Annotated in this window: 10 protein-coding genes; 6 read left to right on the top strand and 4 right to left on the bottom strand. The window is 67.5% G+C overall.

Annotated elements, in window-relative coordinates; all coding sequences use genetic code 11:
- The first annotated feature begins 9 nt into the window (after positions 1 to 9).
- From PWS46_RS16215 to PWS46_RS16200, 4 genes are all read left to right on the top strand, one after another.
- Positions 10 to 2,100, top strand: a complete 2,091-nt coding sequence (locus PWS46_RS16215; RefSeq protein WP_434620205.1) for a TRAP transporter permease — start codon at positions 10 to 12, stop codon at positions 2,098 to 2,100.
- 15 nt (positions 2,101 to 2,115) lie between these two features.
- Positions 2,116 to 2,493, top strand: a complete 378-nt coding sequence (locus PWS46_RS16210) for a DUF1850 domain-containing protein (RefSeq protein WP_434620202.1) — start codon at positions 2,116 to 2,118, stop codon at positions 2,491 to 2,493.
- Positions 2,494 to 2,608: 115 nt separating this feature from the next.
- On the top strand, positions 2,609 to 4,099 hold the full coding sequence (locus PWS46_RS16205) for a sodium:proton antiporter (RefSeq protein WP_434620199.1): 1,491 nt from the start codon (positions 2,609 to 2,611) through the stop codon (positions 4,097 to 4,099).
- A gap of 192 nt (positions 4,100 to 4,291) precedes the next feature.
- Positions 4,292 to 5,446 carry an acyltransferase family protein gene (locus PWS46_RS16200; RefSeq protein ID WP_434620196.1) on the top strand — a complete coding sequence of 385 codons (1,155 nt, stop codon included), beginning with the start codon at positions 4,292 to 4,294 and terminating at the stop codon, positions 5,444 to 5,446.
- Between the two features lie 176 nt (positions 5,447 to 5,622).
- On the opposite strand, the gene PWS46_RS16195 is transcribed toward PWS46_RS16200, so the two are convergent.
- Positions 5,623 to 8,745, bottom strand: a complete 3,123-nt coding sequence (locus tag PWS46_RS16195) for an efflux RND transporter permease subunit (protein ID WP_434620193.1) — start codon at positions 8,743 to 8,745, stop codon at positions 5,623 to 5,625.
- The gene (locus tag PWS46_RS16190; protein ID WP_434620190.1) at positions 8,742 to 9,860 is read right to left on the bottom strand and encodes an efflux RND transporter periplasmic adaptor subunit; all 1,119 of its coding nucleotides are present in this window, start codon (positions 9,858 to 9,860) and stop codon (positions 8,742 to 8,744) included. The genes PWS46_RS16195 and PWS46_RS16190 overlap by 4 nt, the downstream gene beginning before the upstream one ends.
- A gap of 126 nt (positions 9,861 to 9,986) precedes the next feature.
- Between PWS46_RS16190 and PWS46_RS16185 the strand changes: the two genes are divergently transcribed.
- Positions 9,987 to 10,583, top strand: a complete 597-nt coding sequence (locus PWS46_RS16185; protein WP_434620187.1) for a TetR/AcrR family transcriptional regulator — start codon at positions 9,987 to 9,989, stop codon at positions 10,581 to 10,583.
- 4 nt (positions 10,584 to 10,587) lie between these two features.
- Here PWS46_RS16185 and PWS46_RS16180 read toward each other — a convergent pair whose 3' ends face one another.
- A complete protein-coding gene (locus tag PWS46_RS16180; RefSeq protein WP_434620184.1) occupies positions 10,588 to 11,994 on the bottom strand; it encodes an HD-GYP domain-containing protein in 1,407 nt (468 codons plus the stop codon).
- 200 nt (positions 11,995 to 12,194) lie between these two features.
- On the opposite strand from PWS46_RS16180, the gene PWS46_RS16175 reads away from it, so the two are divergent.
- Positions 12,195 to 12,668: a YchJ family protein gene (locus tag PWS46_RS16175; RefSeq protein ID WP_434620181.1), complete on the top strand. Its 474-nt coding sequence runs from the start codon at positions 12,195 to 12,197 to the stop codon at positions 12,666 to 12,668.
- A gap of 165 nt (positions 12,669 to 12,833) precedes the next feature.
- Here the strand turns inward: PWS46_RS16175 and PWS46_RS16170 are convergent, their stop codons facing one another.
- The gene (locus PWS46_RS16170) at positions 12,834 to 13,463 is read right to left on the bottom strand and encodes a YitT family protein (RefSeq protein ID WP_149201561.1); all 630 of its coding nucleotides are present in this window, start codon (positions 13,461 to 13,463) and stop codon (positions 12,834 to 12,836) included.
- Between the last annotated feature and the right edge of the window lie 2 nt (positions 13,464 to 13,465).

The raw sequence follows: 13,465 nt of genomic DNA, 5'->3' as shown, positions 1-13,465 counted from the left end.
AACGCAGACGTGAATACTCATAACAACGAGGCGGACGCACAAGCCCGCCAAGCAATCGACCGGGAGAATCCCGCCCATGTCGCGGCCTTCGAAGGCTTCGACGGGCGGGCGGTGTTTGCAATCGCCGTGGCCTTTTCGATCTTCCAGATCTGGACCGCCGCCTTCAATCCGCTGTCCACCACCGTGGTGCGGTCGGTCCATGTCGGTTTCCTGGTGCTGATGACCTTCACCCTGTTCGGCGCGCGGAAGACCTCCGCGCGCAAACGGGTGCCCTGGTACGACTGGCTTCTCGGCCTGACCGGCTTCGCCATCGGCCTTTATCATTACGTGTTCGAAGGCGACCTGATCCTGCGGGCCGGCGATCCCAACAGCACCGACATCGTCGTCGGCGCCATCGCCGTCGCCCTGGTGTTCGAGGCGGCCCGCCGCATCATGGGGCTGGCCCTGCCGATCCTGTGCGGCGTGTTCATCCCCTATGCCCTGTTCGGCCGGGAACTGCCCTTCGGGCTGGCCCATCGCGGCTATGGCTTCGATCAGGTGATCGACACGCTGTTCCTGTCGACCGAGGGCATCTACGGCACGCCGACCTTCGTGTCGGCGACCTACATCTTCCTGTTCATCCTGTTCGGCGCCTTCCTGGAGCGGGCCGGGATGATCAAGCTGTTCAACGACGTCTCGCTCGGCCTCGTCGGCCATTCCAAGGGTGGGCCGGCGAAGGTGGCGGTCTTCTCCTCCGGCTTCATGGGGACGATCAACGGGTCGGGCGTCGCCAACGTGCTGACCACCGGCCAGTTCACCATCCCGCTGATGATGCGCTTCGGCTACCGCCCCGCCTTCGCCGGCGCGGTGGAAGCGACGGCCAGCATGGGCGGGCAGCTGATGCCGCCGGTGATGGGCGCCGCCGCCTTCATCATGGCGGAGACCATCGGCGTGCCCTACAGCGACGTCGCGCTGGCCGCTGCGATTCCCGCCATCCTTTATTTCGGCAGCGCCTTCTGGATGGTCCATCTGGAAGCCGGCAAGCGCAACCTGGTCGGCCTGCCGCGCGAGGAGTGCCCGAGCGCGCTCCGGGCCCTGAAGGAAGGCTGGTACCTGATCCTGCCGCTGGCGGCGCTGGTCTATCTGCTGTTCTCCGGCTTCACGCCGCTCTTCGCCGGCGTGATCGGCATCGCCGCCACCGCCGCGCTGATCCTGGGGATGTCCGTGGTCTCGGCGATCGGCCCGACGATGCTGCGCGTCGGCTTCTGGGTCGCACTCGGCCTGATCGCCGCCGTCCTGTGGCGGATGGGGTGGCGGACGGAGCATCTGGCCTTCGCCATCGTCGGGCTGCTAATCGTTCCCTGCCTGCTGTTCAAGGGCGGGCGGGAGACGCTGGTGCTGGTGGTGAACGCGATTGCCGACGGCGCGAAGAACGCCATCGGCGTCGGCGTCGCCTGCGCCCTGGTCGGCGTGCTGATCGGCATGATGACGCTGACCGGCCTTGCCTCCAGCTTCGCCACCACCATCGTCAACCTGTCGGGCGGCAGCCTGCTGGCGGCGCTGGTGCTGACGATGGTGACCTGCATCGTGCTGGGCACCGGGCTGCCGACCACCGCCAACTACATCATCACGGCGTCCATCGCCGCCCCGGCGCTGCTGACCATGGGTGTGCCGCTGATCGTCAGCCACATGTTCGTCTTCTATTTCGGCATCATGGCCGACCTGACCCCGCCGGTGGCGCTGGCGGCGCTGGCGGCGTCCTCCATCGCGCGGGTCGGGCACATGAAGATCGGCTTCATCGCCACCCGCATCGCCATGGCCGGCTATGTCGTGCCCTTCATGGCGGTCTACGACCCGGCGCTGGTGCTGCAGACCCAAAGCTGGCTGGCGGTCGCCTACATCTTCCTCAAGGCCTGCGTCGCCATCGCCCTGTGGGGGGCGGCCACCATCGGCTTCTTCTGGACCAACCTGCCGATGATCGCCCGCGTCTATGCCGCGGCGACCGCCTTCCTGTTCGTGGTCGCCTTGCCGGTCACCGACGAGGTCGCCTTCGTCATGACCGGCCTGTTCCTGCTGTGGCAGCACCGCCGCCGCGGCACTTTCGCCGCCGCCACGGCCTGAGGGTTCGGCGTCGGTATGGCCGGTCTTTGCCTGTTCGCCCTCGGCGGCGCGCTGCTGGCGTCGCTGCCGGGGACGCAGTTCACCCTGTCCTGGACCCACTCGATCGAGAAGACCGAGTGGCGGGAGAACTGGACGGTCGAAGCCGGCCGGTTGCGCCCGACGGAGGCCCGCATCCGTGGCACCGGCGCCGGGATGGAGCCCGGTCCCGATGCCCGGCTGACCGCCGACGGCTGGATGGTGTGGACGCCCGACCTGCCGCCGCAGGACAGCGTCACGCTGGCGGCCTCAAGCTTCACCGGCGAGCACCGGCTGTGCGCGGGAGCGGACTGCCGGCCGCTGTCGGGCTGGACCGGGGTGAAGGACCAAGCCGTGGCGATGCGGGCCTGCCCCTAGGCTGGGCCCGCCCCCGCCTACGAAAGTTCGTGCCGCCTTGAGTCCCTTCCGGCTTGGCTTACGTTGCGTCAATCCGCATACTCCCGTTCCTTTCGTCAGCCTACCTTCCGGACCGATGATCAATTCACCCACGCACCAACGCCGTTCATTCCTTCTTCCGGCCGTCCTCGGCGCGGCGCTCGCCGTCGGCGGCGTGCTGCTGGGCACGCACGGGGTCCAGGCGGCGGAGGTGGCGGCGGAGGTTGCCCATGGCGGCGTGCCGCATCTGGACGGACGGCTGCTGAGTGCCGCCTGGGTCGTGCCCTTCGCCGGGATCCTGCTGTCGATCGCGCTGTTCCCGCTGCTGGCGCCGATGGTCTGGCACCATCACTTCGGCAAGATATCGGCCGTCTGGGCGCTGGCCTTCCTGGTGCCGTTCGCCGCGACCTTCGGAGTCGGTCTGGCGACCTACGAACTGCTGCACACGGTCCTGCTGGAATACATCCCCTTCATCGTGCTGCTGACCGCGCTGTTCACGGTGGCGGGTGGCGTGCGGCTGACCGGGTCGCTGGTGGGAACACCGGCGGCCAACACCGTCGGGCTGGCGCTGGGCACGGTGCTGGCGAGCCTGATGGGCACCACCGGCGCCTCGATGCTGCTGATCCGCCCGATGCTGCGCGCGAACGAACACCGGCGCCACAAGGTCCACACCATCGTCTTCTTCATCTTCCTGGTGTCGAATGTCGGCGGATCGCTGACCCCGCTGGGCGATCCGCCGCTGTTCCTCGGTTTCCTGAAGGGGGTCGATTTCTTCTGGCCGACGGTCCATCTGCTGGCGCCGATGGCCTTCCTGTCGGGCCTGCTGCTGGTGATCTATTTCGTGCTGGACCTTGTCCTGCACACCCGCGACCCCGGCAAGCACCCGCTGATCGAGGGCGTTCACGAGCGCGAGCCGATCCGCATCGAGGGCAGCGTCAACCTGCTGCTGCTGGTCGCCATCGTCGGCGCGGTGCTGCTGAGCGGCGTCTGGCATCCCGGCGAGGGCGTCACGATCTACCATGTGACGGTGCCGCTGGAGACCATCGTGTCGAACCTGCTGCTGCTGGGCATCACCGGCCTGTCGCTGACCCTGACCAGCAAGAAGAGCCGCCGCCTGAACGGCTTCAGCTGGGGTCCGATCCTGGAGGTGGCGAAGCTGTTCGCCGCCATCTTCCTGACCATCATCCCGGCCATCGCCATCCTGAAGGCCGGCACCGACGGCGCGCTGGGCGCCATCATCTCGGCGGTGAACGAGGGCGGAAAGCCCAACCCGGCCGCCTATTTCTGGGCGACCGGCATCCTGTCCAGCTTCCTCGACAATGCCCCGACCTACCTGATCTTCTTCAACACCGCCGGCGGCGACGCAAAGGTGCTGATGAGCGACCTGTCGCTGACGCTGACCGCGATTTCCGCCGGAGCGGTCTTCATGGGCGCCAACAGCTATATCGGCAACGCCCCCAACTTCATGGTCAAGGCGATTGCCGAGGAACGCGGGGTCGCCATGCCCAGCTTCTTCGGCTACATGGCCTGGTCCTTCGGTATCCTTGTGCCGCTGCTGGGCCTGACCACGCTTGTCTTCTTCCTGTGATGGTCCTTTTTCGGTAACAGCCCTCCACGAAACCAATCGCCACCTCCGCCGTTAACCCGGGTCAGGGCCGCCCGTCCGCTTGCCAAGGCACGGGCGCGCTGCGCAACGGCTGGAGGGCGACGTGGTTTCGAAGGATATCGGCGGCGGGAACCCATGGGCGGGGATCATGGCAGGGCGGCCGATGGCTGCGCCATGAGCACGCAGAACCAGCCCCGCCACCTGCACTCCCTGACCCCGCTGCGCGGCATCGCGGCCCTATGGGTGGTGCTGTACCATTACAGCTTCCAGTATTTCCCCAACCTGCACCCGGACAGCTACACGCATCTGGTGCAGAAGGGCTATCTGGCCGTCGACCTGTTCTTCATGCTCAGTGGCTTCGTACTGACACACGTCTATCACGACACCTTCAGCCGGTCGGTCGGCGACAAATACTGGAGCTTCCTGAGGGCACGCGTCGCCCGGCTCTACCCGCTGCATCTGGCGGTCCTGCTGCTGTTCGTCGCGACGGCGCTGGCCGTCCGCACCGTGGAGTACGCCGCCACCGGCAGCTTCCCGGCGATCCCGCTGAAGGGCGCGGAATCCGTCTGGGCCTTGGTCGCCAACCTGTTCATGCTCCAGGGCCTCTATGCCAGTGTGCTGAGTTGGAATTATCCGGCCTGGTCGATCAGCCTGGAATTCATGGCCTATCTGGTCTTCCCCTTCGCGCTTCCCCTGGTCTGGCGGGCCGGTGGACGGACGCAGGCCCTGATGGCGGCCGGTGCGCTGGCGACGCTTTGCCTGCTGGCCTGGGCGACGCAGGACAATCTGAACCAGTGGGACGGGCCGCAGACCCTGCTGCGCTGCCTGCCGGAATTCCTGCTCGGCACGCTGCTCTACAGCGCCTTCCGCAGCGGGCTTGCCGCGCCGCTGCTGTCCAGCGACCTGACGATGGCCGGCGTCGGTCTGGCGATCCTGCTGCTTCTGCACACCGGCGGGCCCGACCTGCTGGCGGTGCCGCTGTTCGCCCTGCTGATCCTGGCGGCGGTCGCCAACCGGGGCCGGGCCGCGGCTGCCTTGAACGTCCGGCCGCTGGTGTGGCTGGGCGACGTGTCCTATTCGCTCTACCTGATCCACGGCTTCGTCGAATATGCCACCACCCGACTGCTGTGGCTGGGCCTCGGCATCCACGACCGCAAGGCGCTGCCGGGTGGCTGGTCGATGGCGCTGCTGGTGGCGATGGTGACGACCTGCCTGCTGCTGGCCGGCCCGGCCTATCGCCGGATCGAGGTCGGCGGCCGGCGCCTTCTGCGGGAGGGGCCGAGCGTCGGCCGCATGAGGCTGGCCGTGGCGGGACGGCGGACCGGCTGACGTGGTTCCGGCAAAAAAAAGCGCCCGGGGCAGATGCCGCCGGGCGCAAAGGCACAGTACGAAAGAGGATCATCAGCAGTGATGATGCAATCGGGAGATCGATTGTGTCTCTACCCTGGCATGGGTCGTGGAGACATCCCTTGACCGTGGTCAAGCTTGAGTGAAAGAGTTGGTTATCAATCCCCCAACGCCGGCCTGGGCAACGCCCCATTCATACCGCCGTCCTCGACCTCCTCCGTCTCCGGCCGGGGCACGCGGAACCATGCCGCATAGAGCGCCGGCAGGAAGAAGATCGTCAGCACGGTGGCGCCCGCCAAACCGCCCATGATGGCGACCGCCATCGGTCCCCAGAAGACGCTCTGGGTCAGCGGGATCATGGCGAGGATCGCCGCGGCGGCGGTCAGCGCGATGGGGCGGGAGCGGCGGACCGTCGCCTCGACGATGCTGTCCCAGCGGGACCGGCCGCTGCGGATATCCTGCTCGATCTGGTCGACCAGGATGACTGAGTTGCGCATGATGATGCCGGCCAGCGCGATGACGCCCAGCATGGCGACGAAGCCGAAGGGCAGGTTGAACAGCAGAAGCGAGGCGGTGACCCCGATCAGTCCCAGCGGCGCCGTCAGCAGGACCATGAACACGCGTGAGAAGCTCTGCAACTGCAGCATCAGCGTGGTGACCATGATCAGCAGCATCACCGGCATCATGGCATTGATCGAATCCTGGCCCTTGGCGCTCTCCTCGATGGCGCCGCCCATGGTGATGGCATAGCCGTCGGGCAGGGTGGCGCGCAGCGCGTTCAACTGCGCGTTCAGTTGGGTGCTGACCACCGGGGCCTGCAGGCCGCCGGTGACGTCGCCCTTGACCGTCATCGTCGTCTCGCGCGCCCGGCGCCACAGCACCGGCTCCTCCAGCTCGTAGCGGACGCTGGCGACCTGACTCAGCGGAACGGTGGTGCCGCGGCTGGTGCGGATGTTCAGCTCGCCCAGGCGCGACAGGTCCATCCGCTCCTCCGGCGTGGTGCGCAGCAGGACGCCGATCAGCTCCGTGCCCTCGCGGTACTGGGTGACGGACATGCCGTTCAGCAGCAGTTGCAGGGCGTTGGACAGATCCTGCTTCGACACGCCCAGCGCGCGGGCCTTGGCGGTGTCCACCTCCAGCCGGACGCGCTTCGACAGCTCGTCCCAGTCCAGATGGACGTTGGCGGTGTTGGCGTGGGCGCGCATGGTGTCGCGCACCTGATAGGCGATCTTGCGGATGGTCGCCGGATCCTCGCCGGTGACGCGGAACTGCACCGGATAGCCGACCGGCGGGCCGTTCTCCAGCCGGCTGATGCGGACGCGGGCGGCGGGGAAGTCGGATTCCAGCGTCGGCTCCAGCCGCTGCATGAAATGCTCGCGCTGCTCCAGCCCCTTGGTCATCACCATGAACTGGGCGAAGTTGGCGGTCTCCAGCTGCTGGTCGAGCGGCAGGTAGAAGCGCGGCGAGCCGCCGCCGGTGTAGGCGACCCAGTAATCGACATCCGGGTCCTTGGCCAGAACCGCTTCCATCCGCTTCACCTCGGCGGCGGTGGCTTCGAAGGAGGAACCTTCGGCGAGACGGACGTCGATCAGCAGCTCCGGCCGGCTGGCCGACGGGAAGAACTGTTGCTGGACATGGCCGAAGCCGACCAGGGCGGTGACGAAGGCGGCCACGGTCACGCCGATGGTGACCCAGCGCGCCCGCACGCAGGCTTCGATCATGCCGCGCAGGATGCGGTAGGCGCGGGTGTCGTAGATGTCCAGCTCGTGCCCGTCCGGCACCACATGCTTGGGCTTGGGCAGCAGCAGCCAGCCGAGATAGGGGGTGAAGATCACCGCCACCACCCAGGACAGCAGCAGCGACAGTGCCACCACCCAGAAGATCGAGTTGGTGTATTCGCCGGCCGCCGAAGCCGCGAAGCCGACCGGGACGAAGCCGGCGGCGGTGACGATGGTGCCGCTCAGCATCGGGAAGGCGGTGGAGGTGTAGGCGAAGGCGCCGGCCTTCAGCCGGTCCCATCCCTGTTCCATCTTCACCACCATCATCTCCACCGCGATGATGGCGTCGTCCACCAGCAGGCCGAGCGCGATGATGAGGGCGCCCAGCGAGATGCGCTGCAGGTCGATGTGCAGGATCTGCATTGCAACCAGAGTCATCGCCAGCACCAGCGGCACCGCCAGGGCCACGACGATGCCGGTGCGCCAGCCCAGGCTGACGAGGCTGACCAGGATGACGATGCCCAGCGCCTCGGCCAGCGATTCCGTGAACTCGCCGACCGAATGCTCGACCACCTTCGGCTGGTCGGCGACCTGCGCCACCTCCAGCCCGACCGGCAGTTCGGCCCGGACCTTCTCCATCGCCGCGTCGAGCTGCTCACCCAGCTTCAGGACGTTGCCGCCCTTCGCCATCACCACGCCGATGCCGATGGCATCGCGGCCGTTGTAGCGCAGGGTGTAGCGCCGCGGCTCGACATAGCCGCGCTTGACCTCCGCCACGTCGCCGATGGTCAGCAGCCGGCCGCCGCTCTCCACCGGGATGGCGCGCACGGCGGCGGCGGTGTCGAGGCCCAGGTCCAGCCGGACATAGACCCGCTGCGATCCGGTGTCGACGTCGCCCGACGCGGCGATGGCGTTCTCGCGCTGAAGCGCCTGGATCACCGATTCCACCGGCAGGCCGAAGCTGGCGAGCCGCTGGCTGGAGATCTCGACATAGACGCGCTCCTCCTGCGGGGCGATCAGGTCGATCTTCTCGACGCCGGGCAATTTCAACAGACGCGCGCGTGCCTGTTCAGCCACCTTCTTCAGCTGGGCCGGGGTGAAATCGTCACCCATGAAGGCGTAGATGGCGGAATAGACGTCGCCGAACTCGTCGTTGAAGAAGGGACCGACGACGCCGTCGGGCAGGGTATAGCGGATGTCGCCGATCTTCTTTCGCACCTGATACCACAGGTCCGGCACCATCTTCGGCGGGGTGTAGTCCTTCAACTGGACGAAGACCACCGACTCGCCGGGCTTGGAATAGCTGCGGGCGACGTCGTAATAGGGCACCTCCTCCAGCTTCTTCTCGATGCGGTCGGTGACAAACTGCTCGACCTCGCGGGCGGTGGCGCCCGGCCATTGGGTGCGGACCACCATCACCTTGAAGGTGAAGGACGGATCCTCCGCCCGACCCAGAGTCTTGTAGGCCAGCGCGCCGGCCAGCACGCTGGCGAGCATCATGAACAGCACCAGCGTGCGGTGGGCCAGTGCCCAGGCCGACAGGTTGAGGCGGGAGTGGTTCATCGTGCCGGCTCCGTCCAGACGCGGACCTTCTGGCCGGCGTCGAGCTTGTGCACACCGGCGGTGACGACGCGCTCGCCGTCCTTCAGCCCGCCGCCGATCAGGGCGAGGTCGCCGGCATAGGCCGCGACGGTGACCGGGCGAAGCTCCAGCCGATCATCCGGCGCCGACAGCACCCAGACCGCCGGCGTCTGCTCGCGCTGGGTCAGTGCGCTCAGTGGCAGGCGGGCGACCGGGGCGCCATGGTCGGCGGCTGCGGTCACGGTGGCGGTCATGCCGAGCTGGACCGTCGGCGGCGGATCGGTCAGCGCGATCTTCGCCTGGAAGGTGCGGGTCGCGGCGTCGGCGCTGGGCGAGACCTCACGCAGGGTGCCGGCGATGCTCTGATCCGGGTGCGACCACAGCTCGACCGACAGCTTCTGGCGGGGCAGGGCGGCGACGCTCTGTTCGGGGATGTTCGCCACCGCTTCCAGCGCGCCCAGTCGGGCGACGCGGAGCGCTGTCTGGCCGGCGGCCACCACCTGTCCCGGCTCGATCAGCGTTGCGGTGACGATGCCGGCCTCGTCCGCCACCAGCGTGGCATATTGGGCGGAGTTGTTGAGGACACGCAGTTGCGCCTCCTGCTCCCGCACCTTGGAGTCGGCCTTGTCCAGCGTTGTTTTGCGGCGGTCGTATTCCTGGCGCGTCGTCCATTCGCCCTGACGCAGGCTGGCGTAGCGCTGGAAATCGCTGCGCGCGTTGGCCGCATCGGCTTGGGCGGAGGCCAACTGCGCCTGGGCGGCGCGAATCTGCAGTTGCAGGTCGGTCGGGTCGAGGCGGGCGAGCGGCATGCCGGGTTCGATGCGGGTCCCGACCTCCACCAGCCGGGCGGTCACCTTGCCGCCGACGCGGAAGCCGACATCGGCCTCCACCCGCGGGCGGATCACCGCCGGGTAGCGCACGCTGTCGACCAGCGGTTCCAGCGCCACGGTGGCGACGCGGACCGGCCGCACCTCTGCTTCCGCGGGGGTGGAGGCGGACTGTGTCTCGTTGCAGCCGGCGAGCAGGCCCGCCACCGTCAGCAGCGCCGTTGTCGCCATGACGGCGGACAGAAGCCGCCTTTCGCGGAATCGGGCCATACCACGTCTCCCCACTGGACTGGACTGTATCGTACTGCTACCGTCCTACTCCGGCACCAATCCCACGTCAAGAGTGAACGGTACAGTTCAGTGCAGTCATCGGAGCAAAAAGCGTCCCTTCCGCCCGTGTCCCATGATGCGAAGGCGGAACAGATCGTCGCCGCCGCGCGGGAGGTGTTTCTGGAGCTTGGCTATGCCGCCACATCGATGGATCAGGTGGCGCAGCAGGCGCGGGTGTCCAAAACCACCCTCTACACCCGCTTTCCCTCGAAGGAGGAGCTTTACACCGCCGTGATCTCCGCCGAATGCGAACGGCGCGGGCTGCGCTTTGCGCCGGAGATGTTCGACGGACTGCCGTTGCGCGAGGTCCTGATTCAGGTCGGCCGCCGCTTCACCGACCTGCTGTGGTCGGATGCGGCGATCCGCGTCCATCAGGCGGTGGTGGGGGAGGCGACGCGGATGCCGGTCGCCGCCCAGCTCTATTTCCAGGCGGGACCGGAGCAGGGCATCGCCAATTTCGTCGCGCTGTTCACCCGGCTGGCCGAACGCGGGGTGATCGCCACCGACGACCCCGCCTTCGTCGCCCGGCAGTTCCTGGCCACCATGCAGGGCGGCGCCTATTGCCAGCTGGTGCTCGGCCTCTGCCCCCTACCGGCGGAGGAGGAGCGGCACGCCTTCGTCGACAAGGCGGTGGACCTGTTCCTGCGCGGTCTGGCGCCCTGACCGTTCAGGCCAACTTGAAATAGCGCATGACCAGCCCGCGCAGCTCGTCCCGCACCCCGTCGTCGCCCATCGCGGTCAGCCGTTCATGCAGGCCGCCGGCGATGGCGGTGAAGCGGGCGAGCACCACCGGGTCGAAATGCTTGCCGGCCCCGTCGGCGAGGATGTCCATGGTGGCGGCGTAGGACATCGGCTCCTTGTAGGGGCGGCGGGAGGTGAGGGCGTCGAAAACGTCGGCGACGGCGAAGATGCGGGCGGAAATCGGAATCGCCTCGCCCTTCAGACCTTGCGGATAGCCCGATCCGTCGAACTTCTCGTGATGGCCGCCGACCACGTCGGCCGCATCGGCCAGCCAGTCGGACGAGCCGACGATGTCCAGCCCATGGACGACATGGGTCTTCATCACCGCGAATTCCTCGGCATCCAGCTTGCCGGGCTTCAGCAGGATGCTGTCGGGAATGGCGATCTTGCCGACATCGTGCAGGAAGGCGCCCTTCACCAGCTGCCGGATCGCCGCTTCCTCCAGCCCCAGCGCTTCGGCCAGCCGGATGGCCAGCACCGTCACCCGGTAATTGTGGGCGTTGGTGTCACTGTCGCGCTTGGCGATGGCGCTGCCCAGCGCCGTCAGCATCCCGATGTTGGCGTCGAGCAGGCCGCGCGACAGCCGCAGGATGCCGCGGTTGTAGGCGCCGAAGATCGGCAGCAGGACCAGCGCCGTCCCCAGCACCGACAGCGACGACACCGCGACCACCGTGGCGGTGTCGCGCAGGATCTCGTGCGACCGGCGGGCGGAGAGCTGGAAGACGCTTTCGAAATAGCCGAGCAGCCGGCCGTCGGAATCGAGCAGCGGCTCCATCGTCTGGATGAAGATATGGCCGTCCAGCGTGAAGCGGTCGTAGATCGCGTCGCCGTCGGTGGGGAAGCCGTGCCGCGTGGCGGACAGGCGCTGTTCCGCCCATTCCGCGCCGGGTGCGACATATTCGGCAGTCTTGTGCTGGTCCGGAGCGTAAAGCTCCGCCACGATGAAATGGCCGTCGCCATGGTTCAGGCGCAGCCCGTTGCGGCTGGCCATGAAACGCTGTAGCGACGACTCCAGATCCGAATCGGCGGCGCCGGCCGCGAGCGACGAACGGGCTTCGGTCAGGAAGGCCGCCGATTCCTCCCGCGCCAGTTCGACGACCCGGCCGTCGGCGATCTCGACCTCGACCAGAAAGGCGATGCCGCCGACCGCCAGCGCCAGGAACAGGGCGGCGCCGGCCAGGCGCAGCAGAACGGCACGGGGGGTAGGCAGCCGCATCGTCGCCACATCGGCATGGCGGCCGGACAGGGACCTGAAAAGCAGGCTGAGCCGCCGCCGCTCGCCCGTCGCCGTCATCGTGCTGCCGATCACCTTGCTGCCGATCCGCGCGCTCATCGCCGCACCCCGTTTGCGCCATACCCTTTTCGCAGGGCTCGCCGATCTAGACGATGCCCATGCCAAGCGTCAATATCGCCGGCCCGGGTCACAGAATCCGGCGGGAAATGTTGAGACGGCGTTAAGTTTCGGCAGGCACCGTGCCGCCGGCCCCGGCTTGATGCTCTTGGCCCGATGCTTATGGAAGGAACTCTATCGTGATGTCCGCCTGCCCCTGCGGTTCGGGACTTGACTTCGACCACTGCTGCGGCCCGATCCTGGCCGGGCAGCCCGCCCCTTCGGCCGAAGCGTTGATGCGGTCGCGCTACACCGCCTTCGTCCGCCACGACATCGACCATATCGAGCGCAGCTGCGCCCCAGAAACCCGTGCCGCCTTCAGCCGGGCCGACGCCGAACGGGTGGCGCAGGAATGCGAATGGGGTCCGCTGACCGTCATGAAGGCGGAGGAGAGCGGCGACGACGGCGTGGTCGATTTCTTCCTGACCTTCCGCCGCGACGGGGAGGAGTGGCCGGTGCACGAACGGTCGCGCTTTCGCCGGATCGACGGACGCTGGCTCTATGTCGACAGCATCCTGAACCCGAAGGACCCGCCGCGCCGCGTGGTCAAGGTCGGCCGCAACGACCCCTGCCCCTGCGGCTCGGGGCGCAAGCACAAGGCCTGCTGCGGGCGGTGAGGGGGGACAGTTACGGGATATTACTTTTTCAGCCGTCATTCCCGCGAAGGCGGGAATCCAGCCGTAGCAAGTGCTTGCCCCGGAGGCATGGATCCCCGCCTTCGCGGGGATGACGGCCGAAAAGAGGGTGGGCGGTGAACGTCCGGCGCCCGCAGCCTTCACATCTCAACTGATGCCGAGATAACGCCCCGGCTTGTGGTTGATCGCCAGCGTGATGTTGACGATGACGGCCCCCAGGATCGACAGCAGCAGCCGGTCCGGCGCCAGCACGAAAAAGGCGCCGCCCAGGATGGCGAGGTCGACGCCGAGCTGGAAATAGCCGGCGCGGATGCCGTAGCGCTCCTGCAGGTAGATCGCCAGGATGTTGACGCCGCCCAGGCCGGTGCGGTGGCGGAACAGCATCAAAAGGCCAGTGCCGCACAGCCCGCTGCCCACCACCGTGGCATAGACCGGGTCCAGATGGGTGAAGCCCACCCACTGGTCGGTCAGTCGCGAGAACAACGTGACCAGCGCCACGGCGATGAAGGTGCGCGCCGTGAACTGCCAGCCCAGCCGTTTCCAGGCCAGCCAGTAGAAGGGCAGGTTGATCGCGAAGAAGATGATGCCGAACTGAACCTTGGTGACGTAGCTCAGCAGCAGCGCCAGACCGGCGGTGCTGCCGGTCAGCAGCATCGTCTTGGAATAGATCAGCATGCCCAGCGCGATGAACAGCGTGCCCATCAGCATGGCGAGCGCGTCTTCATACAGCTGGTGGCGCTCCACCGCGGCGGGCGGGGCCTGTAGGGTCGCGGCCATGG

This window comes from Azospirillum sp. B2RO_4, assembly GCF_051124815.1.
Lineage (GTDB): Bacteria > Pseudomonadota > Alphaproteobacteria > Azospirillales > Azospirillaceae > Azospirillum.
This window is presented reverse-complemented; position numbering and strand designations above follow the sequence as displayed.